The sequence below is a fragment of the Bacillus sp. TH17 genome, assembly GCF_016651125.1.
Taxonomy (GTDB): Bacteria; Bacillota; Bacilli; order Bacillales; family Bacillaceae_G; genus Bacillus_A; species Bacillus_A mycoides.
In genome coordinates this window covers 4,164,749-4,191,203 of the sequence record NZ_JAEKEN010000001.1, presented here as the reverse complement: position 1 = coordinate 4,191,203, position 26,455 = coordinate 4,164,749, and the positions used below count along the sequence as shown (strand labels likewise).

The 26,455-nt window shown below is 36.6% G+C and carries 29 protein-coding genes, 1 pseudogene, 1 riboswitch and 1 other annotated feature (1 of these 32 only partly in view); of the genes and pseudogenes, 15 read left to right on the top strand and 15 right to left on the bottom strand.

Features of this window, described 5'->3' with window-relative positions:
• The first annotated feature begins 81 nt into the window (after positions 1 to 81).
• Positions 82 to 987: a DMT family transporter gene (locus JFT95_RS21515; RefSeq protein WP_201053222.1), complete on the top strand. Its 906-nt coding sequence runs from the start codon at positions 82 to 84 to the stop codon at positions 985 to 987.
• A gap of 28 nt (positions 988 to 1,015) precedes the next feature.
• On the opposite strand, the gene JFT95_RS21510 is transcribed toward JFT95_RS21515, so the two are convergent.
• A complete protein-coding gene (locus JFT95_RS21510) occupies positions 1,016 to 1,237 on the bottom strand; it encodes a hypothetical protein (protein WP_002034446.1) in 222 nt (73 codons plus the stop codon).
• Between the two features lie 292 nt (positions 1,238 to 1,529).
• Here JFT95_RS21510 and JFT95_RS21505 point away from each other — a divergent pair, with 292 nt between their 5' ends.
• Positions 1,530 to 1,913, top strand: coding sequence for an ATP synthase subunit I (locus tag JFT95_RS21505; protein WP_002129542.1), 384 nt, complete (start codon positions 1,530 to 1,532; stop codon positions 1,911 to 1,913).
• 509 nt (positions 1,914 to 2,422) lie between these two features.
• Here JFT95_RS21505 and pckA read toward each other — a convergent pair.
• Positions 2,423 to 4,009, bottom strand: a complete 1,587-nt coding sequence (gene pckA / locus JFT95_RS21500; protein WP_002034448.1) for a phosphoenolpyruvate carboxykinase (ATP) — start codon at positions 4,007 to 4,009, stop codon at positions 2,423 to 2,425.
• 228 nt (positions 4,010 to 4,237) lie between these two features.
• A riboswitch (SAM riboswitch) is annotated at positions 4,238 to 4,359 on the top strand.
• Between the two features lie 169 nt (positions 4,360 to 4,528).
• Between pckA and metK the strand changes: the two genes are divergently transcribed.
• Positions 4,529 to 5,728, top strand: a complete 1,200-nt coding sequence (gene metK, locus JFT95_RS21495) for a methionine adenosyltransferase (protein WP_002015707.1) — start codon at positions 4,529 to 4,531, stop codon at positions 5,726 to 5,728.
• Between the two features lie 115 nt (positions 5,729 to 5,843).
• On the opposite strand, the gene JFT95_RS21490 is transcribed toward metK, so the two are convergent.
• The gene (locus tag JFT95_RS21490) at positions 5,844 to 6,026 is read right to left on the bottom strand and encodes a hypothetical protein (protein WP_002067721.1); all 183 of its coding nucleotides are present in this window, start codon (positions 6,024 to 6,026) and stop codon (positions 5,844 to 5,846) included.
• A 6-nt stretch (positions 6,027 to 6,032) separates the two neighbouring features.
• Entirely contained in the window at positions 6,033 to 6,212 is a 180-nt protein-coding gene (locus JFT95_RS21485) for a hypothetical protein (protein ID WP_002067722.1), read from the bottom strand.
• Between the two features lie 238 nt (positions 6,213 to 6,450).
• Between JFT95_RS21485 and JFT95_RS21480 the strand changes: the two genes are divergently transcribed.
• Entirely contained in the window at positions 6,451 to 6,960 is a 510-nt protein-coding gene (locus JFT95_RS21480; protein ID WP_002034407.1) for a MogA/MoaB family molybdenum cofactor biosynthesis protein, read from the top strand.
• Positions 6,957 to 7,559: a molybdenum cofactor guanylyltransferase gene (locus tag JFT95_RS21475; RefSeq protein WP_002167518.1), complete on the top strand. Its 603-nt coding sequence runs from the start codon at positions 6,957 to 6,959 to the stop codon at positions 7,557 to 7,559. The genes JFT95_RS21480 and JFT95_RS21475 overlap by 4 nt, the downstream gene beginning before the upstream one ends.
• Before the next feature lie 218 nt (positions 7,560 to 7,777).
• Here JFT95_RS21475 and JFT95_RS21470 read toward each other — a convergent pair whose 3' ends face one another.
• From JFT95_RS21470 to JFT95_RS21450, 5 genes and pseudogenes are all read right to left on the bottom strand, one after another.
• Positions 7,778 to 8,890, bottom strand: a complete 1,113-nt coding sequence (locus JFT95_RS21470) for an RNA-guided endonuclease TnpB family protein (protein WP_201053220.1) — start codon at positions 8,888 to 8,890, stop codon at positions 7,778 to 7,780.
• A gap of 11 nt (positions 8,891 to 8,901) precedes the next feature.
• A pseudogene (locus tag JFT95_RS21465) lies at positions 8,902 to 9,085 on the bottom strand (IS200/IS605 family transposase); the annotation flags it as partial.
• 3 nt (positions 9,086 to 9,088) lie between these two features.
• A complete protein-coding gene (locus tag JFT95_RS21460) occupies positions 9,089 to 10,231 on the bottom strand; it encodes a glycosyltransferase family 4 protein (RefSeq protein WP_201053218.1) in 1,143 nt (380 codons plus the stop codon).
• Between the two features lie 12 nt (positions 10,232 to 10,243).
• Positions 10,244 to 10,774, bottom strand: coding sequence for a phosphatase PAP2 family protein (locus JFT95_RS21455; RefSeq protein ID WP_002167520.1), 531 nt, complete (start codon positions 10,772 to 10,774; stop codon positions 10,244 to 10,246).
• Positions 10,775 to 10,919: 145 nt separating this feature from the next.
• Positions 10,920 to 11,432, bottom strand: a complete 513-nt coding sequence (locus JFT95_RS21450; protein WP_002015678.1) for a gamma carbonic anhydrase — start codon at positions 11,430 to 11,432, stop codon at positions 10,920 to 10,922.
• Positions 11,433 to 11,506: 74 nt separating this feature from the next.
• On the opposite strand from JFT95_RS21450, the gene JFT95_RS21445 reads away from it, so the two are divergent.
• Positions 11,507 to 12,310 carry an alpha/beta hydrolase gene (locus JFT95_RS21445; RefSeq protein ID WP_002129529.1) on the top strand — a complete coding sequence of 268 codons (804 nt, stop codon included), beginning with the start codon at positions 11,507 to 11,509 and terminating at the stop codon, positions 12,308 to 12,310.
• Positions 12,311 to 12,347: 37 nt separating this feature from the next.
• A complete protein-coding gene (locus JFT95_RS21440) occupies positions 12,348 to 13,412 on the top strand; it encodes a tetraprenyl-beta-curcumene synthase family protein (RefSeq protein WP_002089107.1) in 1,065 nt (354 codons plus the stop codon).
• A 34-nt stretch (positions 13,413 to 13,446) separates the two neighbouring features.
• Here the strand turns inward: JFT95_RS21440 and JFT95_RS21435 are convergent, their stop codons facing one another.
• The 6 genes from JFT95_RS21435 to mnmL form a co-directional block, all read right to left on the bottom strand.
• Entirely contained in the window at positions 13,447 to 14,748 is a 1,302-nt protein-coding gene (locus tag JFT95_RS21435) for a PepSY-associated TM helix domain-containing protein (protein ID WP_201053216.1), read from the bottom strand.
• Positions 14,749 to 14,903: 155 nt separating this feature from the next.
• Positions 14,904 to 15,578, bottom strand: a complete 675-nt coding sequence (locus JFT95_RS21430) for an aspartate/glutamate racemase family protein (RefSeq protein WP_002184795.1) — start codon at positions 15,576 to 15,578, stop codon at positions 14,904 to 14,906.
• Positions 15,579 to 15,602: 24 nt separating this feature from the next.
• Entirely contained in the window at positions 15,603 to 16,283 is a 681-nt protein-coding gene (locus tag JFT95_RS21425; RefSeq protein WP_002067629.1) for a hypothetical protein, read from the bottom strand.
• 18 nt (positions 16,284 to 16,301) lie between these two features.
• The gene (locus JFT95_RS21420) at positions 16,302 to 17,135 is read right to left on the bottom strand and encodes an ABC transporter ATP-binding protein (protein WP_201053214.1); all 834 of its coding nucleotides are present in this window, start codon (positions 17,133 to 17,135) and stop codon (positions 16,302 to 16,304) included.
• Between the two features lie 185 nt (positions 17,136 to 17,320).
• Positions 17,321 to 17,893, bottom strand: a complete 573-nt coding sequence (gene mnmM, locus JFT95_RS21415; protein ID WP_002129524.1) for a tRNA 5-(aminomethyl)-2-thiouridylate-methyltransferase MnmM — start codon at positions 17,891 to 17,893, stop codon at positions 17,321 to 17,323.
• On the bottom strand, positions 17,890 to 18,849 hold the full coding sequence (mnmL, locus tag JFT95_RS21410) for a tRNA modification radical SAM protein MnmL/YtqA (RefSeq protein WP_002167527.1): 960 nt from the start codon (positions 18,847 to 18,849) through the stop codon (positions 17,890 to 17,892). The genes mnmM and mnmL overlap by 4 nt, the downstream gene beginning before the upstream one ends.
• Before the next feature lie 111 nt (positions 18,850 to 18,960).
• On the opposite strand from mnmL, the gene JFT95_RS21405 reads away from it, so the two are divergent.
• The 8 genes from JFT95_RS21405 (at position 18,961) to JFT95_RS21370 (ending at position 26,209) form a co-directional block, all read left to right on the top strand.
• Entirely contained in the window at positions 18,961 to 19,224 is a 264-nt protein-coding gene (locus tag JFT95_RS21405) for a YtzC family protein (protein ID WP_201053212.1), read from the top strand.
• A gap of 15 nt (positions 19,225 to 19,239) precedes the next feature.
• Positions 19,240 to 19,389, top strand: coding sequence for a glycogen biosynthesis protein GlgD (locus tag JFT95_RS21400; RefSeq protein WP_201053210.1), 150 nt, complete (start codon positions 19,240 to 19,242; stop codon positions 19,387 to 19,389).
• 129 nt (positions 19,390 to 19,518) lie between these two features.
• Complete coding sequence (locus tag JFT95_RS21395; RefSeq protein WP_002129519.1) at positions 19,519 to 20,280, top strand: ABC transporter ATP-binding protein; 762 nt, start codon at positions 19,519 to 19,521, stop codon at positions 20,278 to 20,280.
• A gap of 17 nt (positions 20,281 to 20,297) precedes the next feature.
• Positions 20,298 to 22,157, top strand: coding sequence for an FtsX-like permease family protein (locus tag JFT95_RS21390; RefSeq protein ID WP_201053208.1), 1,860 nt, complete (start codon positions 20,298 to 20,300; stop codon positions 22,155 to 22,157).
• Positions 22,158 to 22,499: 342 nt separating this feature from the next.
• Positions 22,500 to 23,066 (top strand): tyrosine-type recombinase/integrase, encoded by a 567-nt coding sequence (locus JFT95_RS21385; protein ID WP_002034425.1) that lies wholly within the window; start codon positions 22,500 to 22,502, stop codon positions 23,064 to 23,066.
• Between the two features lie 34 nt (positions 23,067 to 23,100).
• Positions 23,101 to 23,598, top strand: a complete 498-nt coding sequence (locus JFT95_RS21380) for a cation:proton antiporter regulatory subunit (RefSeq protein WP_001026048.1) — start codon at positions 23,101 to 23,103, stop codon at positions 23,596 to 23,598.
• 3 nt (positions 23,599 to 23,601) lie between these two features.
• Positions 23,602 to 24,825 (top strand): cation:proton antiporter, encoded by a 1,224-nt coding sequence (locus tag JFT95_RS21375; RefSeq protein WP_201053206.1) that lies wholly within the window; start codon positions 23,602 to 23,604, stop codon positions 24,823 to 24,825.
• 190 nt (positions 24,826 to 25,015) lie between these two features.
• Positions 25,016 to 26,209 carry an MDR family MFS transporter gene (locus tag JFT95_RS21370; RefSeq protein ID WP_201053204.1) on the top strand — a complete coding sequence of 398 codons (1,194 nt, stop codon included), beginning with the start codon at positions 25,016 to 25,018 and terminating at the stop codon, positions 26,207 to 26,209.
• Positions 26,210 to 26,407: 198 nt separating this feature from the next.
• Positions 26,408 to 26,455 (top strand) — a binding site (T-box leader); it runs 171 nt beyond the window's last position.

Sequence of the window (26,455 nt, the reverse complement as noted above, 5' to 3'; positions counted from 1 at the left end):
TTTCTTATGGATTTTTTCACATAATGAAATGTACATATAGTTGAATTTTCTGTATAATTCTCTTTGCGGAGGGGGTTGCGCATGAAAAGATGGGGAATTGAGTTATCAATTTTAAGTGTCGTTATTATTTGGGGGATTAACTATACGATTGCGAAATATGGACTTTTAGAATTTACAGCAATTGAGTTTACTGCAGTTCGAATGATGACAGCAGCACCACTACTGTTATTACTTACGTTCTTTATCGAAAAGTCACTTTATATGGAGCGAAAAGATATACCAAGATTAATCATCGTTAGCGTTGTAGGTATTGTACTGTATCAAACGTTATTTATGGAAACTGTAAAATACACATCCGCTACAAATGCTTCTTTACTCATATCTATTTCACCTATTTTTACAACTTTATTTGCGATTTTCTTGAAACAAGAAAAATTTTCTTCTCGAAAGTTAGTTGGTTCCATGATTGCCTTTATTGGTGCTACATTAGTTTTAGTAGCCGGGCATTCACTCGCTAGTTCTTTCTACGGAAATGGGATTGGACTTATTACATCAATATGTTGGGGACTTTATCCCGTTTTAGCAGGGCCGCTTATTAAAAAATACTCAGCATTACGTGTTACTGCATGGTCGACATTAGTTGGAGCGATTCCGCTCTTATTGTTAAGTGGTCCACATGTATTTGTCATGCCATTTCACATTACACACGGAATGACACTATTTGCTTTACTATATTCTGTTTTCTTTGTAACAGTATTCGGTTTAGTCATGTGGTATGTTGGTGTTCAAAAAATTGGTGCGTCACATACGATGGTATATATGTATATTACGCCGCTTGTAGCTGTTTTATTTGCAGCTGTATGGGCAAATGAATATGTATCGTTTCAACAAATAATTGGTGGAATCATCATTTTCTTCGGTCTATGGTTTGTGAAATCAGAGAAAGTAGAAGCTAATTCTATCGTGCAAGAACCTATATCAAAATAGGAAAACAGATCACCTATGATCTGCTTTCCTATTTTTTTATTTTTGGTAAAAATACGAGGAATAAAATGGCAGTAATAAGTGGGATTAAATTAAGAAAAGGAATGCGGAAGAGTGTAATAAGAATAATACCTGGAAGAAGAACACCGAGGACAGCATAGAAAATACTATGTTTTTTCGTGTACCAATACAAGGAAAGTCCAATAAGTGCAGGAACAATGAGATGAATGAGAGCCATTAAAAAATAAATCATTAGACGCCCCCTTTATTTATGTGCTTATTACATCATATCCGTATGTTCATAGATTGATATCAATTTTTTCATAATTAGACGAAAATGTTTTGAAAAACGTCACATTTATGAGGGATTCTATATTAGAAATCTTGTATAATATTATTTCCTAAAAGCATTTTAACAACATAAACATACCGTTTATGTTGTTTTTAATTTGAATGAAATAGATTTTAAGTAGTATGGACTCGAAAGAAATGAGTTATACAGCTTTTGTTGGATAAATAGAAAAAACATTGAAGGGGAGTACAGCATGATTAGTTTGTCATTAAAATCGTTTAAAGTTCAATCATATTATCTACTAGGTATTCTGTTATTGGGCTGGATGTTAACACCGTTTTCAGCACATTTTCTAGGTGCAGGAATTGGACTTATTGTAAGCATGTATTGTGTTTGGATTTTAGGAAGGCGTATCGAAAAGCTTGGAGATAGTATAGTAAAGAAGACGAAAGCACCGACGCTCGGTATGTTTAATCGCTTTGCAGCTGCAATTTTGGGTGCTATTATTATGTACGAAATTGAGCATCATATGGTAATGTGGGCATTTGCAGTAGGTATTCTGGGTGGTTATTTCTTAATCGTTATTAATTTAGGCTATTATAGTATGAAGGATGAAGAAGAATTAACAAAGGGCTGAAAAAGATAAAAAGATGAAAAGCCTCTTTTTAGATGGAATAGAGGATCCGGCGATGGATAGAAGCGGTCAGATCCTTTTTTAGTCCCGTGCGGTGTGAAACCAGAAGGATGTAGTGAGTGGGAAAATAGTTTATATGTTCGAAGCCGTGGTTTGTATGTATGGAAAGCCGAGTATATAAATTGAAAATTGGGCTTGGGAAGTTTTAAGTTGGAATAGAGGATCTGGCGATGGATAGAAGCGGTCAGATCCTTTTTTAGTCCCATGCGGTGTGAAACTAGAAGGATGTAGTGAGTGGGGAATAGTTTGTGTGTTCGAAGCTGTGATTTGTATGTTGGTAAATTAAAGAATATATAGAAAGAAGCTTACGCGGAAAACGTAAGCTTCTTTTTTATGTAAGTGTGTGTAACCGTTAAGCCGCATTGGGTTTTGTCGGTGAGTACGCGGAACTTTACGGTTACACGACACTTATTCATATGAGTAAAAGGGTTATTCCAACAGAAAATTTGTAATTAAGCGATTGGACCGCCTAAGTTAATAATAGCTTCAGAAACGCTATCGAATTTTTTGAAGTTTTCTTTAAATTCGTTTGCAAGCTCAATTGCTTTCACTTTGTAAGCATCTTTATCAGCCCAAGTTTGTTCAGGCATTAATACTTCATCAGGTACACCTGGAACATGACGAGGTACTTCAAGGCCAAAGATGTCGTGTTTTGCAGTTTCAGCTTTAGCAAGTTCACCGCTTAGTGCTGCTTGAATCATTGCACGAGTGTAACCTAAGTTCATACGTTTACCAACGCCGTACTCGCCACCAGTCCAGCCAGTGTTTACTAAGAATACTTTCGCATCATGTTTCTCGATTTTTTCACCAAGCATTTCAGCATAACGAGATGCATCAAGCGGTAAGAACGGTGAACCGAAGCAAGTAGAGAATGTAGCTTGCGGAGATGTAACACCGCGCTCTGTTCCTGCTAGCTTACTAGTGTAACCGCTTAAGAAATGGTACATAGCTTGCTCTTTTGATAACTTACTGATTGGAGGCAATACGCCAGATGCATCAGCAGTTAAGAAAATAATTGTATTTGGATGTCCTGCAACACTTGGCAGTACGATATTGTCAATCGCATGCATAGGGTATGCAGCACGTGTATTTTCTGTTAAAGTAGTATCGTTATAGTCAGCGATGCGTGTTTGACCATCAATGACAACGTTTTCTAAAACTGAACCAAATTTGATTGCATCGAAGATTTGTGGTTCTTTCTCATGAGAAAGGTTTACACATTTTGCATAGCAACCGCCTTCAATATTGAATACGCCGTTATCAGACCAACCGTGCTCATCGTCACCGATTAATTTACGGTTTGGATCAGCAGATAATGTTGTTTTGCCTGTTCCAGATAAACCGAAGAATAGTGCTACGTCGCCTTCTTCGCCTACGTTTGAAGAGCAGTGCATAGAAAGAATGTCTTGTTCAGGTAGTAAGAAGTTCATAATAGAGAAGATTGATTTTTTCATTTCTCCAGCATATTCTGTACCACCGATTAGTACGATACGTTTTTCGAATGAAACCATAATGAATGCTTCAGAATTTGTACCGTCAATTGCTGGATCTGCTTTGAAGTTTGGTGCAGAAACAATTGTGAACTCTGATTCGTGAGTTGCTAATTCTTCTTCATTTGGACGAATAAACAATTGATGTACGAACAAATTATGCCATGCATATTCGTTAACAACTTGAATTGGTAGGCGATAGTTGCGATCAGCGCCAGCAAATCCTTTGAAGATGAATAACTCTTCTTTTTCTTTTAAGTATTCTAAAACTTTTATATATAATTTATTAAAATGTTCTTCAGAGATCGGTTGGTTCACGGCTCCCCAAGCAATTTTGTCAGCAACCGATGCTTCCTTCACAATAAATTTATCCTTAGGAGAACGTCCTGTGTATTTTCCTGTTGAAGCAGAAACGGCACCAGTAGAAGTTAATTTCCCTTCGTTTCGCATTAATACTTTTTCCACTAATTGCGGAACACTTAATTGAATCTGTGCATTGCTTCCGTTCAATAATTCATGTAAACCAATTTGGACATTCACAGTACTCATATTTATATACCATCCTTTTCATTTAATGAAATATTTCTCGTAATCCCCATCAATAGTATAACACAATTATATAAATAATGTATACTATTTATTTATTTTTGTTTGTGTGAATGTATCATTTCCCTATTAATATTTCATTCTATGGGTATTGAGAAAAACTTTCAGGAAAATGTGAATATTAATTGACAAATGAATATCATTTCTTTAGTATAGGTTGGGACGGATACTCTCTTATCCCGAGCTGGCGGAGGGACAGGCCCGATGAAGCCCAGCAACCTCATTTGTAGTGGTAAATACAGGTGAATAGGTGCTAAAACCTGTGCGAGGCTAACGGTCTCGAACGATAAGAGCAAAGGGCAAAAAGCAGTATGCAAGTAGCAAATTAAACCTTTCCTCTATGTTAAGTAGGAAAGGTTTTTCTGTATGCTTGTGTGGGAGAATAAATGTATGTCGCAGTTTGTGGCAAATTAAGGATGAGTTCCGTACAATATATACAATTACTGTAGGGAGGTTTACCACATGACAAAAAAACGTCATCTGTTCACATCTGAGTCTGTAACTGAAGGACATCCAGATAAAATTTGTGACCAAATTTCTGATTCAATTTTAGATGCGATCTTAGCAAAGGACGCAAATGCACGTGTAGCTTGTGAAACAACTGTAACAACTGGTTTAGTATTGGTAGCGGGGGAAATTACGACTTCTACTTACGTAGATATTCCAAAAATCGTTCGTGAAACAATTCAAGGCATTGGTTACACACGCGCAAAATACGGATTCGATGCAGAAACTTGTGCAGTTTTAACATCTATCGATGAGCAATCTGCTGACATCGCTATGGGTGTTGACCAAGCACTAGAAGCACGCGAAGGTCAAATGACTGACGCTGAGATTGAGGCAATTGGTGCGGGAGACCAAGGTTTAATGTTTGGCTTCGCATGTAATGAAACACAAGAATTAATGCCACTTCCAATCTCGCTTGCTCACAAATTAGCTCGTCGTTTAACTGAAGTACGTAAAGATGACACATTATCATACTTACGTCCGGATGGAAAAACGCAAGTTACAGTTGAGTATGATGAAAATGGTAAACCTGTACGTGTGGATACAATTGTAATTTCTACACAACATCATCCAGATGTTACGTGGGAAGAAATCGATCGCGATTTAAAAGAGCACGTAATTAAAGCTGTAGTTCCAGCAGAATTAATGGATGGAGAAACAAAATTCTTCATTAACCCAACTGGCCGCTTCGTAATTGGTGGACCACAAGGTGATGCTGGTTTAACAGGACGTAAAATCATCGTTGATACTTACGGTGGATACGCTCGCCATGGCGGTGGTGCATTCTCTGGTAAAGATGCAACGAAAGTTGACCGTTCTGCAGCATATGCAGCTCGTTATGTTGCGAAAAACATCGTAGCAGCTGGTCTTGCTGACAAAGCAGAAGTACAACTTGCATACGCAATTGGCGTAGCACAACCAGTATCAATTTCAGTTGATACATTAGGCACTGGTAAAGTATCTGAAGACGTATTAGTAGAACTAGTTCGTAACAACTTCGATCTTCGCCCAGCTGGTATTATTAAAATGCTAGACTTACGTCGCCCAATTTACAAACAAACAGCAGCTTACGGCCACTTCGGACGTACTGATGTAGATCTTACATGGGAACGTACAGACAAAGCAGCTACTTTAAAAGAGCAAGCTGGTCTATAATATATGAAAAAAAGCTTTGCGCTGTGTGCGCAAAGCTTTTTTTATTTGGTTTTATCCCGTAAAAGCCCGATTGGTTTAACTAATAATCAGTGGGGAAGAACCAAATCCTCACTGATTAAAGTTTCACTTTATTTACTACTTGAATGCAAGAACTACAATAAACTTCCCCGTCTAGCTCAATATACTTCTTCATATTTGTCATACCACTTGCCGGAAATGGCATATGAATCCACGCTTTTTCATACGTTTGTATTTCCTTTTCACATGATTTACAAAGGATTGGTTTCTTACGGAACATAGACGGTCACCCTTTCAGTTGGCGTGCTTTTCCTGCACAAAAAGCACTGCTCAGTAAAAATAGCGTTGCGAATATAATACTCACTAATGTAGCGTATGGAATTGCTCCTTTTAGAGAAAAACCGACAGTGATGGAAGCAACAAATAAGAGGATGAATGTTGTTGTTAATTTTTTGTATAGTTCCATAGTGAGTGAACCTCCAAATTATTTTGTAATTTAAAATGAAATCTACTATGTAGAAAATATAAGGGGATTTAAAGAGTAGCTAATGGTGTGTAGTCCAGGCGTATAAGAAAGTATATTTTCCTTTTTGTGGTCGTATATACTTATATTGTATCACGGTGCATCATTGGCTTCATACATAATTGTGTAAAGATATGTATGATAAAATGAAGAAAAGTCTTTAAGAAAGGAAAGATGAAAAATGAGTGTAACTGAACATAAAAAACAAGCTCCAAAAGAAGTGCGCTGCAAAATCGTGACGATTTCCGATACACGTACGGAAGAGACGGATAAGAGCGGACAACTATTACATGAATTATTAAAAGAAGCAGGACATAAAGTGACCTCTTATGAAATTGTGAAAGATGATAAAGAAAGTATCCAGCAGGCTGTGTTAGCTGGTTATCATAGGGAAGATGTTGATGTCGTGCTAACGAATGGCGGAACTGGTATTACGAAACGTGATGTAACGATTGAGGCAGTGTCAGTGTTATTAGATAAAGAAATTGTTGGATTTGGTGAGTTGTTCCGTATGATAAGTTACTTAGAAGATATCGGAAGTAGTGCGATGTTAAGTAGAGCAATCGGTGGTACAATCGGGCGTAAAGTTGTCTTTTCGATGCCAGGGTCTAGCGGAGCGGTTCGTCTTGCGATGAACAAGTTAATTTTACCGGAATTAGGTCATATTACATTTGAGTTGCATCGTCAATGAGTAAGTGTGCTGGAATTGTATTAGCAGGAGGTATGTCGAGCCGATTCGGTGAGCCGAAAGCGTTAGTAGGCTGGAAAGAGAGTACTTTTATTGAGCATATTGTGAAAGTAATGGAAAGCGCTGTGCAAGAAATTGTAGTCATTAGTCATTCTGATATAAAAGAGAGAGTAGAGCAATTAGTACAAGTTCCAGTTATAGAAGATATGTCGCACTATAAAGGAAATGGGCCGCTTGCTGGAATTGTATCAGGAATGGAATATATAGAAGCAGATTGGTACGCTATTATGCCTTGTGATGCACCGAACGTTTCAAATGAATGGATTACCATTTTATTAGAGCAAACGAGCGATGAATATGATGCTGTTGTCCCTATTATTAATGGAAGAAAACAACCGTTACTTGCAGCGTATAATAACCGCGTGAAAGAAAAGATTTATGCTTTGCTTCAAGAAGAAAAAAGAAGTATGGGCCAGCTTTTATCACAATGTAATGTGAAATATATTGCTGGTGAAGATGTACAAGCGAATGTAGATTGGTTTATAAATGTGAATACGAAAGAAGAATATGTGCAGGCTCAAAAAGACCTTTCAAATGAATGAAAGGTTTTTTGATATACAGAAATTGGGGAACAATTGCTGTATAAAGGTATGTGAGTAAGTTGATTTTAAGGGGATTTCGTGAACTACCCGCCACTTAACGTCCTAAAGGAGTGTTTGAAGTGAGGGCTTCTCGGTTAATCATTACTTCTGATAGCTAACGAATTCGTCCTAAGACAGCCGAGCTAACTCCCTTGTTCCAAAGGTTATTTTATTACAATTTATGCTGACGCTAAAAGACGTATTGCTTCATTTTTGATATTGATGGCTGAGTTATAATCTCTATCGAGATTTACACAGCATATACAAGAATAGATTCGTTCAGACAATGTCAGACTTTTCACATTTCCACAGCTACTACATGTTTTTGTTGATGGAAACCATTTGTCTATTTTCACAAGTTGTTTTCCTTGTTCGTTTAGTTTATAAGTTAAGAAAGAAGTGAACATACCCCACCCATTATCAGCGACACTTTTTCCAAAATGAAGTGCTTGCGATATTCCTTTCATGTTTAGATCTTCAATAGCTACAACATCAAAATTGGCAGCTAACTTTTTAGACTCATGATGAAGAAAATTCTTACGTTGGTTAGCTACTTTCTCATGTAACGTAGCTACACGAATACGTTGTTTATTCCAACGTTCAGAACCTTTATTGCGTCTTGATAATACTCGTTGCGCCTTTGTTAATCGGTCTAACATGTTACGATAGAACTTAGGATAATTGGCTTTCTCATCCTCAGAACTGACGTATAATCCATCCATTGCAAAGTCTAATCCAACAACTGTTTCTACTTCTTTTTGTACAATCTCTTTTTCGTATTCAGTCAAGATTGACACATAGTATTTACCAGTAGGTGTCATAGAAATCGTACAAGACTTGATCATATAATCTTGTGGTATCTCTCTATGTTTTTTGATACGTACCATTTTCAGTTTTGGCAATTTGATATGACCATTAAGCAACAGAATATTACCGTTTACTACATTCGTTGTATAAGACTTTCTGTCCTTTTTACTTTTGAATGTTGGGAAGTTATTTTGACCACTAAAGAAATTCTTATATGCAGTTTGCAAGTGTAGTTGAGCATTTGCCAAAGCTAATGAATCAACTTCTTTTAACCACTCAAATTCTGCTTTATATTTCGCAGGGGTTGGAGGCTTTTGTTTCTTTAGTTGTTCCTTATCATCTTTGTATTTTTCGTACGCTTCTTTTCGCTCAGCTAACATTCTATTGTACACGAAACGTACACAACCGAAGGTTTTACGTATAAGATTTGCTTGTTCTTCTGTTGGATACAACCGGAATTTATATGCTTTATTCTGCTTTGTCATATCATTTCACCTCACTTTTTACCTTGATTTTCAATATATTTCTTTACTACGTCTATTGGCGAACTACCAGTAGTTAGTAAGCAAAAACTTCTTGACCAAAACATTTCTTTCTAAAGTTTTTTTCACTTGTGGAAAGTCTTTTTTGATTAGTTGAGAACTTGCACTTTTATAAGCATTAATAAATTTTGTCATTTCTTTTTAAGCGAGTAATTCTGATGCAGTGTGCTGAAGGACTTCTTCATATTGGTCAAGTAAGCCACGAAAGATCTCATCCCAGCTTTTTGATTTAGCATAAGACGAAGCTGCTATGCCCATTTGCATAAGCAGCTCTTCATTTTGCAATAAAGAATGGATGGAGGATAGAAAGGAATCTGTATCTTTTGGCGGACAAAGAATTCCCGTTTTTCCATCTGTAATAATATTTTTAACCCCGCCACTATTTGCACCAATGACAGGTGTACCGCATGCAAATGATTCAAGTACGACATTTCCGAACGTTTCAGTAGCTGATGGAAATACCATCATATGAGAACAAGCATATGCTTCAGCTAAATCCGTGCCTTGTAAATATCCAGTAAAAGTGACATTTGTTTTCGGAACAGCTTCACGCAAATTTGTTGCTAGAGGCCCGTCTCCAGCGATGAGCCAATGAATATCGTCACGTTCTTTGTTTGTCGTTTGAATAAGTGTTTGAAGAGTATCGATATCTTTTTCAGGAGCAAGGCGCCCGACGTAGGAAAGAATATATTTCGCTGTAATATTATATTTTTTTCGGAATAGGTCTTTATTGTAAGTTGGATGAAAGAGAGTACAATCTACACCACGTCCCCAAATATAGAGCTGTTGAAATCCTTTTTTCTTTAATTGATGTAATGTTTCAGGAGAAGGAACAAAGTTTTTTTGCATATGACTATGAAACCAGCTTAAATAGTTCCATAGCATATTGGAGAGAAATTCGATTTTGTAATAGCATAAATAGGCGTCAAAATCAGTATGATAAGAACCGACAACTGGGATATTTAACTTTTTGGCATAATATAACCCACAAAGTCCCATATTGAAAGGCGTAGCGATGTGAATGATATCAGGTTTAAAGGCAAGAAGTTCCCGCTTAATGCGCGGAGTAGGAAAGGCAAAGCGACATTCTGGATATAATATTGTTAACGGGATACTTCTCATTTTGTTCACATTCGCTACGAAATTATCTTCTGCCGTATGCTGGGGGGCGAAAACAGAATAGGCGATATTTTCTTTTTGAAAATATTTAGTTAAACGTTCCAAAGTTTTCGCCACACCGTTGACTTGTGGTGTAAATGTATCGGTAAATATGGCGACTCTCATCATATCGCTCCTTTACATGAGTGGAATGAGTTGATAAAAAGAGATGATGCCAGAGCAAGTGCCAAGGCACATGCCTACAAATACATCTGACGGATAATGAAGCCCTAAATAAATACGGGAAATACCGACGCATAATGCTAACGGTAATAGAAAAGCAAGCAAGTTTGGATTATAGCAAATAAATGGAATGAGGACAGAGAAAACAGCCGTTGTATGTCCGGATGGAAAAGAATGATCTTTTAAAGGCTGTACTGGATATTTCGCATCTTGAATTGTTAAATAAGGACGTTTTCGTGGATACCATCTTTTTAATATTTGCACAGGAATATGGCTAATTGTTAAAGAAATAGCAGTTGCAATTGCAGCTTGATGCAAATTCCCTGTTGCGAAAATTAAAAAGAATAGGGTAAGTGCAATGGAAAAACTTGCACCACCGATATGGGTAATATTGCTGAAAAAGATGTTTAATGTTTTTTGATCAAAGTAGCGATTAATTCCTTTGAAGATGTAACATTCTATTTTATATAGTCCACTGACCTTCATGAGATTTTTCCTCCCTCATTTACATATATATGGAGTTATTAACTTCTATTTTAATAAGATTTTATTGAGGGGATAATAAGGTTTTGTAAAGAAAAAGTTAGATTTTTTCATAAAAAAAGCTGCCAGTCTTATGGCAGCGATAAAATCACTTTTGTAACGATTTATAATATTGTCCTTTTTCAACGTATTGTGTGCGGATACGTTCCATATCTTTACGATCTTCTTCTGTTAATTCGCGAATGACCTTCGCGGGGCGACCGAAAGCTAACGTATTAGGAGGGATTTTCTTTCCTTGTGAAACGAGACTACCAGCACCGATGAAAGCTCCTTCACCAATTTCAGCGCCATCTAATATGATAGATCCCATTCCGATTAAAGCATCTTTTTCAATTTTGCAGCTATGTAAAATAACTTGATGCCCAACGGTAACGTCATCTTCTAAAATAAGAGGATACTGGGGGCTTTGGTGAAGTGTACATTGATCTTGTACATTTACTCTATTTCCAATTATCGTTGGTGATACATCACCGCGGATGACTGTATTAAACCAAATGCTAGATTCTTCGCCAATTGTCACATCGCCTGTAATGGTAACATAGTCAGCGATAAAAGCACTACTCGCAATTTTCGGATTTTTTTCTTTGTAAGGATATATCATGTAAAGCCTTCCTTTCCTAGAGACTAGTTTTAGTGTATCAAATTATGAGAAAGAGTGAAATGGAGGAGGTCCGTATGTGGAATTATGAAGCAGAGGAAGCGAAAGCTGTAGTCGTTATCGTGCACGGCGCAATGGAATATCACGGACGTTACGAGGCTATAGCAGAAATGTGGAATCATATCGGCTACCACGTTGTGATGGGAGACCTTCCATCACATGGAACGACTTCGAGAAATAGAGGACATATTGATTCATTTGATGAATACATAGAGGAAGTTAAATTATGGGTGAAAGAGGCAAGGAAGTATCGATTACCTATTTTTATATTTGGTCATAGTATGGGTGGTCTTATTGTCATTCGTATGATGCAAGAAACGAAGAGAGAAGATGTAGATGGTATTATTTTAAGTTCACCATGTTTAGGTGTATTAACTGGACCTTCTGCTCCGCTTCGAGCTGCCTCAAAAATATTAAATGTTGTTGCTCCAAAATTGCAATTTGCAACGAATCTTACAGTGGAAATGTCAACTCGTAATCATGAAGTGAGAGATGCGATGGAGAATGATTCATTGTTCTTGCGCAAAGTATCAGTACGTTGGTATAGTGAATTGATTAAGTCTATCGAAATTGCGCATAAAAAAATAGGCGATTTTCCAGACGTTCCACTCTTGCTAATGCAGGCTTGTGAGGATAAACTTGTAGATAAAACACGTGTCCGTACTTGGTTTGATAATGTTAAAATAAGTGATAAGGCTTTTAAAGAATGGCCGAATTGTTATCATGAGTTATTAAATGAGTATGAGCGTGATGAAATTTTGAATTATATTCAGTCATTTACTGAAATACGCATCAATAACATAATAGAAACAAATAAGTAAATTATTTGTACATTGAATAGAGGAGATGAAGGAAGAAGTGAACGTACCGAGTAATCCCATAACGCTCATGGCGAAAGTATACCGTGATGTGTTTCCGGTAGTACACCATGAGCTAGCGATGTGGAAAGAGCGTGCCTACCATATTCCGAATGACGAGCTTCATAGTCAGGCAATCGCAAGTATTGAGAATAAAACGTTTCATTGCGAGGGCGGTGGCATTTTAGCGCTACTAGCAAATGAACATCGTGAGGAATGTATTCGTTTTATCGTAGCTTATCAAACGATTAGCGACTATTTAGATAATTTATGTGATCGTAGTACATCACTTGACCCGAAAGACTTTGCGGCTCTTCATGAGTCGATGGTAATGGCATTAAGCCCTGAAGTTGAAGGGGGCGGTAACTATTATCGTTATCGTGATGATCAAGATGATGGTGGTTATTTAGATGAGCTTGTTGAAACATGTCAGGATGTTTTAAAGAAAACGAAGCATTATGATAAAATTGCTCCAATTCTTCATGAACTTGCTTGTTATTATTGTGATTTGCAAATTCATAAACACGTGAAGTTAGAAGAAAGAGAACCACGCTTAAAAACATGGTTTGAAGCGCATAAAGAAAATTTACCACCGATGAGTTGGTTTGAATTTTCAGCATGTGCAGGTTCTACGCTTGGAATTTTCTGTCTTGTAGCATATGCATTTCATGATGAGTTACATGAAGAAGATATTGTGAAAATTAGACAAGGGTATTTTCCATACGTACAAGGACTTCACATTTTACTTGATTATTTCATCGATCAAGAAGAAGACCGTATCGGCGGAGATTTGAATTTCTGTAGTTATTATGAAAACGAGCAAGCTATATTAGATCGTATGAAACATTTTGTAGAAGAAGCAGAGAAGAGCATTGGTGATTTGCCTCATGCGAAGTTTCATCGTCTCATAAGCCGAGGATTACTTGGTATTTATTTATCAGATCAAAAAGTATCAGCGCAAAAGAATATGCACAAAATGGCACGGCGCATTGTAAAATACGGAGGGCTCACTTCACGATTCTTCTACTGGAACGGGAAGATGTACCGAAAGAAAATGGCGCAGTGATGAAGAAAACCACTCTTGTAGAGTGGTTTTCTTATTATGATTGTATTTTTGAAAATACATATATGAGAAGTTCAATTGCGAAAATAACTAAAACAGATAGTCCGAATAAAGGCATGACAGCGCCTAGTATAACCATCATGATAAAGAAAACGATTATGCTTTTCTTATCTCTTTGCTTTGGCGGTGCTGCTAATTTTCCTTTCGGTTTTCTCGCTAACCACATTTTTACTCCGTAATAAATAAGAAGTAATAAAGATAACGTCGTTAGTAAGCATAATATTTTATTTGGCCATCCGAATAAATGTCCTTCGTGAAGTGGGATACCGTAAGTAAACCATTGTGCAAATAATCCATAATCACGATAGTCCGTTTTGGAAATAAGTTCTCCGCTATATTGATCAAAATAAGCTGTTATTTCTTCATTTGGTGCGACATGCATACCCGTAATACCGGAACCGCTTGATTTCGAAACGGTGAATACACCTTTCGGATCAGCCGGTAGTGAGATAACATATGGCTTCTTTATTTCAATTCCTTTTTGTAATTCATCGACAGAAATTGCTTTTGGCTCATTTGAATTCGATTCAGGAGGAGCTTCTTTTCTAGTTGCCCACGGTAATTCTTTTACCTTCGATTCAGGCGGTGCCATATACAATGTCGGATATCCAATCGATTCATTCGACGATGCGATTTTATAAATTTGGTTCCCCATAAATCCTGACCATGGTAATCCAGATGCGACTAACAAAACGAGTGGAATTGTAAATATAATACCGATAATAGAATGACGTCGTTTTGCTTTTTCTCGCTTAGTGGATGCGGGTGTGTTTTTGAATTGGCGTATACTCATATACAATCCAGTCACAATTAAAAAGATTGTCCAGCATGCCGCAAGCTCTACAGTATAGTTGACGACAGTACCACCAACTAAAAGAGAACTATGTAATTCCCGCATTATATTGGCAAAAGTTTCACTTGCATTTTGATCTCCAACAATTTGATTATTGCTATCTAAATACACATATTTTTGTTGCCCAGTATATTCATTTGCAATAGTAAGTCTCGTATTATAATCCCCATTAAACTCACTAATTTTCGCCACACTATAATGTGGATATTTTTTCTCTGTTAAGAAAAGCGAATCAGCCATCGAAATAGACTCTGTTTGGGCGCTCTTCCCAAAATATAAATCTTTATAGATGAAATCTTCAACTTCCTCCCGAAATAAATACCCAATTCCGCTCAGTGACAATGTAATAAGAAGCGGCGTAATAAAAAGCCCGGCGTAAAAATGCCACCTCCAAAAAATATAATGAAGCGAACGATTTACCTTCATACTTCAGTTCCCCTAACCTTCCCTATATGAATAAACTACTTATTTAATATAGCGAGATTAAGTGTGATTACTTTGAAATAATTGTGAAAAAAGTTAAAAGTTTTGGTTGTTTTTATCAAACATAAAACACATTTTAAAAAGGATGTGTTCTATGTTTATGAAGACTTTTTTATATTTGATGCATAGATCCTAACAACTGCTTTCGCAAGACATTGAGCGGAATCAACAAAGTCCTCACTCACCACCACATTCAAATCGGTACATGCGATAATAGCGGTATCTACTTCGTCTTTTAACTGTAAAACGAGCAGACTCCATAATTTACGAGCTTCCTCAATTTCTCCGCCTTTAATACAAGTAATAATTTGATTAATCATTTCTTGCCATTGTTCATTATGAATGTACTCTATATCACGTTTTGTAATTCCATCTTGGTAAATACTTGCTTGAACAGTCGCTTCTGTTGCAAGAAGAGCGACTCTTTTTGTATTTTCAGGAATTGCTTTTAACGTCTCATCGACTATATTCAAAATAGGAATGGTAATAGAACGCTGTAATTCCTCGAAATAAAGATGCGCTGTATTACATGGCATTGCGATGAAATCTACACCAGTACTTTCAAGTTTTTGCGCTCCTTCAATAATCGCTTTTTTCATCGCCGCATGATCAATAGGGCGATCCATATAAAACGGTGTTGGGCACGAATAAATCATCATATGAGGAAAGTCCATATCATGCTTTGCTCCATAAATTGTTTGGCACTCTGCTACAACTGTATCGACGAATGGTCCGGTTGATTTTGGACCCATTCCTGCTAGTATTCCAATCATTGTTTAGTCCCCTTTAATATGTAATCAAAAACGTTTTCTGCGAACGAGAAAAAGAAATAAAGTAAGTAATAAAAATGAATATACGATAGCCCAAGCTGTAAGCCATAGAGTATGAGTAAGTATATTATATTTGTATTGTCCAAGCATTATAAAGCTTTCGACAGGTGGTAAAAACCATAGTAACTCTTTTTTTAACCGGATTGAGGCAATCGTCATAAGTAATATAAATGTAAGACTAAGCCAAGCGGTGCTTGCTTTTTGAATAATATTTCTAGTAAATAATGTTGCGATTGAAATTCCTAGTATAGATAAAGACATGTGGGCGAGAAATCCGACTAGAAATAAAGAAGCTGTCATTTTTTCATTAAACATTTGCAAAATAATTGGATAGATTACGGATATAAAAGATAAAACAGTACAAATAAGAAGAGCCGTAATATATTTACCAACGTATAATGCCGAAATATTATTTGTATGTGAAATAGTGATTTGTTCTTGTACAGGATCTTCAGTATGAAAAATTGTGACTGTAATCCAGGCAGATAATAAATAAAGTGCGAGTGCTGTTTCTAAGTATGTTGGTACAATGGGAGTTGGTTTATATGTATATACAAAAAGTAAGCTTATGCAGTACATCGCAATAGGAGGAATGTACTTATACGATTTCGTGTAGTCGAGAAAATGGTAACGAATAAGCGCAAACATAATAAACCTTCTTTCGATTTAAAAATTAGGCTGTAGCAGTGTGATAGATGCTTTTTTATGTAATAAAAACTGAAGCATTTCGTTTGCATATTCCTTTTCGATTTGTAATTGAATGAGGTTTTGATTTGAATTGTGTGTAACTTGTATAAATCCTGATTGCTTTTGTAGTTCTATAGCTGAAAATGTTTCGTGAACAATTGCCTCAATATAGACCTGTTCTGTTGATTTTTGCACAGAGGTATCTTCCGCAATTGTATGATTTGCTAATGTCACAATTCTATCGGCGAAGTTTTCTAGTAGTTGTTTTTCGTGACATGTGAAGAGTATAGATATGCCTTGTTGTTTTAATGAGAGTAAAATATGCTCTAATTCTTGCTGAGAGTTAGGGTCGAGTCCAGAAAGAGGTTCATCTAGAATTAATAAATGGACGTCCGTAAGTAATGCTTGCATAATGCCTGTTTTTTGTTTCATACCTTTTGAAAAGTTTCGTACAACGTAATGCTTTGCATGATGTAGATGAAAAGATTCAAGGAGCATCGGAATTTTAGTTCTTAAATATTTTGTTGATAAACCGTGAATGTGGCCGAGATGATATAAATAATCCTCTAATGTAAAACGAATTCCTTCAGGAAAATGTTCAGGGACATAACTGATTTGTATATGTTCTTTTCTTTGAAGTGTCCCTGCCGTAGGTGGAATAAAGCCTGCAATTATTTTGAGTAAAGTACTTTTTCCAGTCCCGTTCCCACCAATAATAGCGAGTGCTTCTCCTTCTGGAATGGATAAATCGATGTTGTCTAGTATAAGTGATTTGCCATACTTCTTTTGAATTCCCCTTAGTTCTACTAGCAAAGTTCTATCCTTCTTTCTTCAAATATTGTATACATCCATTATATAGGAGAATAAGAAAAAGACGTGCAATGAATGCACGTCTTTTTTTGTTATGTTTTGTCGAATGATCGATATATCTGAAAAATCGTTGATATAATTATCCTGCTATTTGCCGGACAGTAAACCTCACTGATTAAAGTTTCACTTTATCGCTTCTCAATCGCCACAATAAATGGCGGGTTATTTTGCTGGTTAATGAAGCCGTATCGCAAAACGTGAGCTTCTTTTTGATCTAGTTCTTCTGCAAATTTAAGTACAGCGTCGCGTTCTACTTGTCCTTCTGGATGTCCGTGGTAAATGACAAGGACGATGATACCTTCAGGTGCCATTACTTCTAATAATTGCTCGATCGCCGAGATTGTTGAGTTCGGTTTTGTGACGATATGCTTGTCACCGCCTGGAAGGTAACCTAAGTTGAAGATAGCGCCTGTTACTTTTCCTTTTGCATCTTCTGGTAGTACGGATAGAAGCGTATCGTGACTATCGTGAACTAAAACAGTACGTTCAAAAAGCTCTTTTTCTTTTAGGCGGATAGTAGAGCTTTCAATTGCTTCTTTTTGAATATCGAATCCAAATACTTTTCCGTTATCTCCAACGATTTCAGCTAGGAAGCAAGTGTCATGTCCATTTCCTAAAGTTGCATCTACAGCGTAATCGCCTTCTTTAACAGCCGTTTGCAGCAGCGAGCGAGCAAACGGTAATACACGTTCTAATTTCATTTTTGTTTCTCCTCATTTGCATATTTTCCTTGCCAGCTTCCGCGGCGTACAAATTCTGCATCGATGGAATTTAATACTTCCCATTTATTTAAGCTCCACATTGGGCCAATCATTAAATCAGGCGGACCGTCACCCGTGATGCGGTGCACAATTACATCTTCTGGAATAATTTCAAGTTGGTCAACAACGAGACTTACGTAATCTTCAAGAGAAAGGAACTCGAGTTGTCCTTTTTCATATTGCTTCACCATTGGCGTTCCTTTTAATAAATGAAGTAAATGAATTTTAATTCCTTGTACGTCAAGCTTCGCTACTTCACGAGTTGTTTCCATCATCATGTCGTAATCTTCAAGTGGAAGACCGTTAATAATATGAGAGCAAACTCTAATGCCATGTTTGCGTAATTTATTTACGCCTTCCACATAAGATGGATAATCGTGAGCACGGTTAATAAGATTTGCAGTACGTTCATGAACAGTTTGTAGTCCGAGTTCAACCCAAAGGTACGTACGTTTATTTAAGTCCGCTAAATATTCAACGACATCGTCTGGTAAACAATCTGGACGAGTTGCGATAGAAAGACCGACAACGTCTTTTTCTGCTAGAAGCGGTTCGAATTTTTCTTTTAACACTTCAAGTGGTGCATGTGTATTTGTGTAAGCCTGAAAATAAGCGATACATTTTCCGTCTTTCCACTTTGAGTGCATTTTTTCTTTCATTTCATGATATTGCGTTATAACATCATCGCGGCGATCGCCAGCGAAGTCACCAGATCCAGCAGCACTACAAAACGTGCAACCACCGTAAGCAACTGTACCGTCACGGTTCGGGCAATCGAAGCCAGCATCTAATGAAACTTTAAAGATTTTTTCACCAAATTCATTTCGTAAGTGGTAATTCCATGTATGATAACGTTTATTGTCATTTGTATATGGAAAAGGGTTTTGAACCTTCATTATTTTCCCTCCTAAGACGAGTCAAAATGAAACAAAATCCATTATAACATACTCATAAGGTTCATATGGAAGGGACACACTAAAGGGGAATTGAAGCAAGGAGGGACAATTATGGCAGAGCGTCAATCACTTGAAGAGTATATTACACAGGCAGAACAAGCGGTGGAATATGCGAAAGAACAATTAGACCAAGGCATGAGACAAGAGCATTACAATACGATGGAGTATTCGGATGCTCAGTTACAATTAGAACAAGCATATAACGACTTACAAACTATGCAGCAACATGCGAATGATGAGCAACGTGAGCAATTAAATAGAGCACGTATCGCAATTCGCCAATTGCAACATCAAATGATTATTACACCGCACTAATAAGGAGTGAATGTAATGGCGAAACGTTCAGATCAAAATAATCCAGATCAAAAAACGCAAAATGGACATAACGCTGAATTTTCAAATGAACTTGATCCAGTTGTTCAAGTGAAACAGCGTAACAGTAAAAAAGGACAACCTCAAAGATCGAAGCAATCAGAGTAAACCAGGTCGAAATACGACCTGGTTTTATTTTATTACAAAAGTGTAAGGTAATTGTAATGTTAACAAATAGCAGTTCACCTCCAAAAGGCGCAAAATAGGTAATGGAAAAACAAGTGTAGGAGGATATATATGACGAAACCAGTTGTAGACGTGAAAAACGTTCAAAAAGTGTACGGTAAAAAAGGTGAGAACCAATCACACGCGTTAAAAGGTGTTTCATTCTCAATTCAAGAGGGTGAGTTTGTTGGAATTATGGGACCATCTGGTTCTGGTAAAACGACATTGTTAAATGTAATTTCAACGCTTGATAAAGCAACGGGCGGCGTTGTTGAAATTGCGGGTACGGACATTACGAAAATGAAGCAAGGTGAGCTTTCTGATTTCCGTTCGCAAAAGTTAGGATTCATTTTCCAAGACTTCAACTTATTAGAGAACTTATCTATTTATGAGAACATTGCACTTCCACTTTCACTTCAAGGTGTTTCATCACGTAATATTGGACCGAAAGTAGAGAAAGTAGCGGATATGTTAGGAATTACAGAAATTCTTCAAAAGTATCCAACTGAAGTATCCGGTGGACAGAAACAACGTTCAGCAGCAGCACGTGCACTAGTGCATGAACCGGCAATTATTTTAGGAGACGAGCCAACAGGAGCTCTTGATTCGAAAAATGCAGCAAGTTTACTTGATGCGATGACAAACTTAAATGAAGAACAAGGCGTATCTATTATGATGGTTACGCATGATCCATATAGTGCAAGTTACTGTCAGCGTATTTTATTCATTCAAGATGGTGAGCTATATAAAGAAATTCACCGCGGTGGTACGCGTGAAGAGTTCTACAAAGAAATTTTAGATGTGCTTGCGGACTTAGGCACACAAAAAGCGTAGGAAGGGAGGTCTAGGGCATGTTATTTAAACTTTCCATGTCAGGGCTAAAGAGTAAGCTGAAAGATTATATTGTCTTACTTGTTGGTCTTGTCATGTCGATTTCAATTTTTTATATGTTCCAAACGTTAGCGCTGAATAAAGCGTTTATCGAATCCAATTCTGTTATTAAGTCTATTGGTTTCGTATTCCAAGCAGGTTCATTTTTATTAGCAATTATAACGTTCTTCTACATTTTATATGCAAACTCTTTCTTATTATCTCTTCGTCAAAAAGAGTTTGGTATGTACATGATGTTAGGTGCAAAAAAGCATAAAGTTACATTACTTATGTTTATTGAAACGATTGTATTAGGTGCTGCGTCTCTTGCGATTGGACTTACAGTTGGTGTAGGACTTGCAGAAGGTATCGGACAGTTATTAATGAAACAATTAGAATTTGCTGGTGAAGGCTATAAGGCATTTTATCTACCATCTATGACTGTTACTTGCATTTTCTTCTTTGCATTATTTGTATTATCAGCAATTATGAACAGTATTAAGTTATCACGTATTTCAGTACTGCAACTTGTACATGCAGATGCACAAACAGAACGTGTTGCGGTAAAAGGAAAAATGACAGGTGTCGTTGCAATCCTTGCTGTTATTTTATTAGGAATTGGCTATGCATCAATGATTTACATGGAAAAACTAAGAGAAATGGGAATCCTTATTGCATTAATTACAACAACAACTGGTACTTACATGCTATTTGGATCACTTCTCCCAGTTATCATTAGAAAGTTAAAGAGTAATAAAAAGCGTAGTGAAAAAGGACTGAATGCTTTTACGTTTGCACAATTAAATTTCCGTATTAATAGCTTAACGAAAGTACTTGCAACGGTAGCGATGTTAGTTGCTCTTGGAGCAGGTGCAATTTCAGGTGGTATGGCGTTTAAAAATAACGTTATAAAAATGGTTGATGGTTTAGTAATATATGATTCAGTTATTCATAACCCAACAGCTGAAGAAAAGAAAATTTTAGATGGTATTACATTTAAAGAGAAAAATGAATATCGTTACAAAGTTGATAATAAATACGTTTATTATGTAAAAGAAGATTTAGAGAAAAATCCTCCTTTCGTACAAGATACAAAACAGATGGAAAGTATGAAGGATTTAGGAAAAATAAAGAAAGTTTCAGAGGAACTGCCAGTAGGTGCAGTTTCTAGAGAAATGAATGAAAAAGATGCGAGTGCTAAAGAACTTCCAGAAGAATGGAACGAGGCTTTCAGAACAATTCAGCCATTTTATCTATATGAAGATCATGCAATTAAAATTGTAGATCAGAAAATGTACGATACTGTAAATGGTAAAGAAGGAATCGTAGTTACTGGAAAAACAGACGATTTTGTAGCATACACAAAAGAATGGAAAAAACTTGACGAGTTGCAGCTAGTTAAATATAAAAATGTAAAAGCTGAAAGATTAGATAGTAAATATCAATCTTACAATGGATTCTACGGCATTGCGAGTGGAACAGTATTTATGGGATTCTTCCTTGGAATTGCGTTCTTAGCAATGATGGCAAGTTGTTTAATGTTTAAAATTCTTTCTGGTGCATCAAAAGATATTACGCGTTATCAAATGCTTCGTAAAATCGGTGTGCGCCGTGAATTATTAACGAAATCAATTTATAAAGAGTTATTCTTAGTATTCTTATTCCCGGCAATTGTGGGTATTGCTCACGTATTAGTTGGTATGAATATTTTCGGATTTATTTTAGTCGATCCGTACTTCCGCATTTGGGTTCCAATCGTAATTTTCGTAGTAATTTATGCGATTTATTACTTCATTACAGTTCAATTGTATAAAGGGATTGTTCTTCCGAAAGAAGATTAATGAAAAACCGAGCGAAACTGCTCGGTTTTTTATATTTTCAGAAAAAACACTTTAATGTTACTGAAATATATAATATAATGTAAATAAGTAACATAATATGTGAGTATCAGCAACTGGAAAAGAAAGGAGGAATTCGATCTATAGAAAGAAGCTGAACTTGTATCCCCTATTTTTCTACCCACACCGTATTTGTACAATCATAACTTTCCAAATGAAAAATTGTCAGACCTAAGTCGTATATTGTGAAAATAATGGATAATACATGGAAATCTCATAGCATGATAAGGTAAAATGGACAGGATAATGAGAAAATTACCGTTCATAAGATGAGGAGATACATGTATGGAAGTTGTAGAGGCATTAAAAGATATAAACCAAATTGAGGCTATGAAAAAGTATTTAAAAGAGCACTCGCAGCGAGATTATCTTTTATTTGTTATTGGAATTAACACTGGATTAAAGATTACTGAGCTACTTAGTATGAAATTTGAAGAGGTATTAAATGAAGATAAGACTGTTAAAGAGTTTTATTCTCTTCCTGTGAAAGATGAAAAATTTAAACAAGATATTTATTTAAATACAAAAGTAAAAGAAGCCCTTTTAGAGTATGTAAAATCTATTGATGCTCAAAGAGAAAACTACGTATTTCAATCTAATAAAACGACAAATTCAATCTCACGCCAACAAGCATATCGTGTTATCCATAGCGCAGCTGAAGCGGTTGGGATTGTTGGAAAGATTGGAACAAATTCAATGCGAAAAACATTTGGATTTCATGCGTACAAAAGAGGAATAGCGATTGCGCTATTGCAAAAGCATTTTCATCACGCAACTCCATCAGAAACGCTCAAGTATTTAGGAATCTCAAAAGATGAGAAGTTTAAAACAGAGATTGATGTAGATTTGTAAAAGCCGTAACTAAAAACTTTAGGAGGCGGAAAATATGAATATTAGAGAGAGTGAACTACCGGGCATTGGATGTAAATTCGAAGTGATAACAAAAGGTAATGAAAAAATGGTTATCGTTATTCATGATGATGGCCGAAGAGAAATGTATCATTTTGATGCGGATCACGATGAGAGTATTTCAAGCATTTCTCTTCGTGATTCTGAAGCGAGACAAATTGCGGCTATATTAGGCGGAATGGTATATAGGCCGCAAGCGCTAGACACAATTGAGATGGCTTTTGAAGGATTATCAATTGAATGGTTTAAGGTGGAGAATAATGCACCAGTAGTACAACAAACAATTGGTAGCTTACATGTCAGAAAAACGTATAACGTAACGATTATTGCTATTTTGAAAAAGAATATGAAGAAATTCTTTAATCCAGGTCCAGACTCTATTATTGAAGCTGGCGATATGCTCGTATTGTCGGGTGAAAGACATGAAGTGAAAAGAATTATTAATGAATTGCTTTCAGCAGGAGGTGATTCCTAATCGATGGATACTTTAATTTTTGAAGTTGGAACTGCGTTAGTATTAGTAGCTTTTGCAGCTATCCTCGCTGCGAAGTTAAAGTTCTCGATTATTCCGTTTCTCATTATACTCGGTATGTTAGTGGGGCCTCATGCCCCAGATTTAGGACTTATCGATTTAAGGTTTATTGAAAGCGGAGAAGTTATTTCCTTCCTCGGCCGTGTAGGCGTCATATTCCTCCTATTCTATTTGGGCTTAGAATTCTCAATAAAAAAATTAATTAAATCAGGAAAGTCGATTGCTTTTGGGGGTAGTGTTCATATATCGCTTAATTTCATATTAGGTTTACTTTATGGATATATAATGGGCTTCCCCTTACTAGAAACATTAATTATTGCTGGAATTATTACAATCTCATCGAGTGCAATTGTAGCGAAAGTAATCGTTGATTTAAGAAGATCTGGTAATAAAGAGACAGAGCTAATTTTAGGAATCATTATGTTTGATGATATCTTTTTAGCTGTATATTTATCAGTTGTTTCAGGATTAGTACTCGGAGGTGCAACATCATTTGTAGGTGCTCTTACATCGGTGTTAATCGCAGTAGGGTATATGCTCCTATTCTTTGTAATCGCTAGAAAAGCTACGCCGTTCCTAAATAAAGTATTAGATATTTCGTCAAACGAAATTTTTATTATCGTAATATTCGCTATTTTATTCTTTGTAGCAGGATTTTCAGAAACAATTCATGTTGCGGAAGCGATTGGGGCTTTATTGTTAGGACTCGTCTTTTCAGAAACAGAGCATAGTGATCGAATCGAGCATCTCGTCGTCCCGTTTCGTGATTTCTTTGGAGCTATATTTTTCTTCAGCTTCGGTTTAAGTATAGATCCGTTTTCGCTTGGAGGAGCAGTATGGTTGGCATTAGGAGCAGTTTTCATTACTCTCATCGGTAATTTTACAGCTGGAATGATTGCAGGGCGTAAAGCCGGGTTATCGCATAAGGCTTCTGCGAATATCGGTTTAACACTTATATCACGTGGGGAATTCTCCATTATTGTCGCGAATCTCGGAATAGCGGGTGGCTTAATGGCAACGATTAAACCATTCTCAGCTTTATATGTTTTAATATTGGCGTCGTTAGGGCCATTATTAACGAAGGAGTCTGGGAGAATATACTCTCTACTAGACAAAATATTTAAATGGAGTGCGAAAGAAAGTGCAAAACGTAAAAAGGAAGTTGGATAACTTTTCGCGAGGGAACGATTCCATTATTTATAGATTAATATTTTACAAAGACGATTAGAATACATTCTAATCGTCTTTGTGCTATTATCTGAATTTCATCAACTATTAATCAGTTGCCTTCCTATTTAAAAACGACTACAATTTTACTGTTATATATATGAACGAAAAAAAGAGAATAGGAGGGGAGACTATGCCAAGGAAAGTATGGCTATTAGTAGCTGGGATGATTATTAATGTCACGGGTGCTTCTTTTTTATGGCCTTTTAATACAATTTACTTACATGATAGTTTAGGGAAATCTTTATCGGTAGCCGGAATGGTATTAATGATCAACTCGCTTACTGGTGTAATCGGAAACTTGCTCGGCGGTGTTTTATTTGATAAATGGGGCGGTTATAAATCAATTTTAGTAGGGATTGTCATTACACTTGTATCGATTTTAGGTCTTGTATTTTTCCATGGTTGGCCATTATATGTTGTGTGGCTAGCATTAATCGGATTCGGTTCTGGAATGGTGTTTCCATCGATGTATGCGATGGTCGGTACGGTTTGGCCAGAAGGCGGGAGACGAGCGTTCAATGCAATGTATGTTGGACAAAACGTTGGGATTGCGATTGGAACAGCGTGCGGTGGATTAGTTGCGTCTTATCGTTTTGATTATATTTTCTTAGCGAACTTTATGTTATATTTTATTTTCTTCTTAATTGCGTTTATTGGATTTCGTGGCATGGAAGAAAAAAAAGAGCAAGAGGTACAAAAAGAAGCCGAAACGAAAAAAGGTTGGTCACTTACACCTGGCTTCAAAGCGCTTCTAATCGTATGTGTAGCATATGCTTTATGCTGGGTTACATACGTACAGTGGCAAGGGGCAATTGCGACTCATATGCGAGAATTAGATATTAGCCTCCGCCATTATAGTTTATTATGGACGATAAACGGAGCGATGATTGTTTGTGCGCAGCCACTTGTTAGTATGTTAATTCGCTGGATGAAGCGTTCTTTAAAACAACAAATTATGATTGGAATCGTCATTTTTGCGGCGTCGTTTATTGTTTTAAGCCAAGCGCAGCAATTTACGATGTTTCTCATTGCGATGGTGACATTAACAATTGGTGAATTATTCGTATGGCCGGCAGTTCCGACCATCGCAAATATACTTGCACCGAAAGATAAGCTAGGATTTTATCAAGGTGTTGTAAATAGCGCAGCGACTGTAGGGAAAATGTTCGGACCGGTCGTTGGCGGAGCGATTGTTGACTTATACAATATGGAAGTATTGTTTATTGCGATCATGGTAATGCTTGTAGTAGCGCTTATAGCAACGAGTATTTATGATAGACGAGTAAAAGTAGAAGAAACAGTTGAAGAAAAAATTGCAGTTTAGTTTGACGGAACATGCAACATGTTTTAGAATATATTTAAATAAATAGTAATAAAATATCCTTTGGAACAAGGGAGTTAGCTCGGCTGTCCTAAGACAAATTCGTTAGTTAGCAAGAGTAACGATTAACCGAGAAGCCCTCGCTTCAAGTAAGCTCTTAAGAGATACTAAGTGGTGGGTAGTTCACATTAACTCATATTTGTAATAACAGTGAGAAGGAGTAGTAGTAATAGAAGCTGGTTTAGAGAG

Coding starts and splice junctions, on each gene's coding strand:
- JFT95_RS21515 (WP_201053222.1), top strand. CDS start 82: ATGAAAAGATGGGGAATTGAGTTATCAATTTTAAGTGTCGTTATTATT.
- JFT95_RS21510 (WP_002034446.1), bottom strand. CDS start 1,237: ATGATTTATTTTTTAATGGCTCTCATTCATCTCATTGTTCCTGCACTT.
- JFT95_RS21505 (WP_002129542.1), top strand. CDS start 1,530: ATGATTAGTTTGTCATTAAAATCGTTTAAAGTTCAATCATATTATCTA.
- pckA (WP_002034448.1), bottom strand. CDS start 4,009: ATGAGTACTGTGAATGTCCAAATTGGTTTACATGAATTATTGAACGGA.
- metK (WP_002015707.1), top strand. CDS start 4,529: ATGACAAAAAAACGTCATCTGTTCACATCTGAGTCTGTAACTGAAGGA.
- JFT95_RS21490 (WP_002067721.1), bottom strand. CDS start 6,026: ATGTTCCGTAAGAAACCAATCCTTTGTAAATCATGTGAAAAGGAAATA.
- JFT95_RS21485 (WP_002067722.1), bottom strand. CDS start 6,212: ATGGAACTATACAAAAAATTAACAACAACATTCATCCTCTTATTTGTT.
- JFT95_RS21480 (WP_002034407.1), top strand. CDS start 6,451: ATGAGTGTAACTGAACATAAAAAACAAGCTCCAAAAGAAGTGCGCTGC.
- JFT95_RS21475 (WP_002167518.1), top strand. CDS start 6,957: ATGAGTAAGTGTGCTGGAATTGTATTAGCAGGAGGTATGTCGAGCCGA.
- JFT95_RS21470 (WP_201053220.1), bottom strand. CDS start 8,890: ATGACAAAGCAGAATAAAGCATATAAATTCCGGTTGTATCCAACAGAA.
- JFT95_RS21460 (WP_201053218.1), bottom strand. CDS start 10,231: ATGAGAGTCGCCATATTTACCGATACATTTACACCACAAGTCAACGGT.
- JFT95_RS21455 (WP_002167520.1), bottom strand. CDS start 10,774: ATGAAGGTCAGTGGACTATATAAAATAGAATGTTACATCTTCAAAGGA.
- JFT95_RS21450 (WP_002015678.1), bottom strand. CDS start 11,432: ATGATATATCCTTACAAAGAAAAAAATCCGAAAATTGCGAGTAGTGCT.
- JFT95_RS21445 (WP_002129529.1), top strand. CDS start 11,507: ATGTGGAATTATGAAGCAGAGGAAGCGAAAGCTGTAGTCGTTATCGTG.
- JFT95_RS21435 (WP_201053216.1), bottom strand. CDS start 14,748: ATGAAGGTAAATCGTTCGCTTCATTATATTTTTTGGAGGTGGCATTTT.
- JFT95_RS21430 (WP_002184795.1), bottom strand. CDS start 15,578: ATGATTGGAATACTAGCAGGAATGGGTCCAAAATCAACCGGACCATTC.
- JFT95_RS21425 (WP_002067629.1), bottom strand. CDS start 16,283: ATGTTTGCGCTTATTCGTTACCATTTTCTCGACTACACGAAATCGTAT.
- mnmM (WP_002129524.1), bottom strand. CDS start 17,893: ATGAAATTAGAACGTGTATTACCGTTTGCTCGCTCGCTGCTGCAAACG.
- mnmL (WP_002167527.1), bottom strand. CDS start 18,849: ATGAAGGTTCAAAACCCTTTTCCATATACAAATGACAATAAACGTTAT.
- JFT95_RS21405 (WP_201053212.1), top strand. CDS start 18,961: ATGGCAGAGCGTCAATCACTTGAAGAGTATATTACACAGGCAGAACAA.
- JFT95_RS21400 (WP_201053210.1), top strand. CDS start 19,240: ATGGCGAAACGTTCAGATCAAAATAATCCAGATCAAAAAACGCAAAAT.
- JFT95_RS21395 (WP_002129519.1), top strand. CDS start 19,519: ATGACGAAACCAGTTGTAGACGTGAAAAACGTTCAAAAAGTGTACGGT.
- JFT95_RS21390 (WP_201053208.1), top strand. CDS start 20,298: ATGTTATTTAAACTTTCCATGTCAGGGCTAAAGAGTAAGCTGAAAGAT.
- JFT95_RS21385 (WP_002034425.1), top strand. CDS start 22,500: ATGGAAGTTGTAGAGGCATTAAAAGATATAAACCAAATTGAGGCTATG.
- JFT95_RS21380 (WP_001026048.1), top strand. CDS start 23,101: ATGAATATTAGAGAGAGTGAACTACCGGGCATTGGATGTAAATTCGAA.
- JFT95_RS21375 (WP_201053206.1), top strand. CDS start 23,602: ATGGATACTTTAATTTTTGAAGTTGGAACTGCGTTAGTATTAGTAGCT.
- JFT95_RS21370 (WP_201053204.1), top strand. CDS start 25,016: ATGCCAAGGAAAGTATGGCTATTAGTAGCTGGGATGATTATTAATGTC.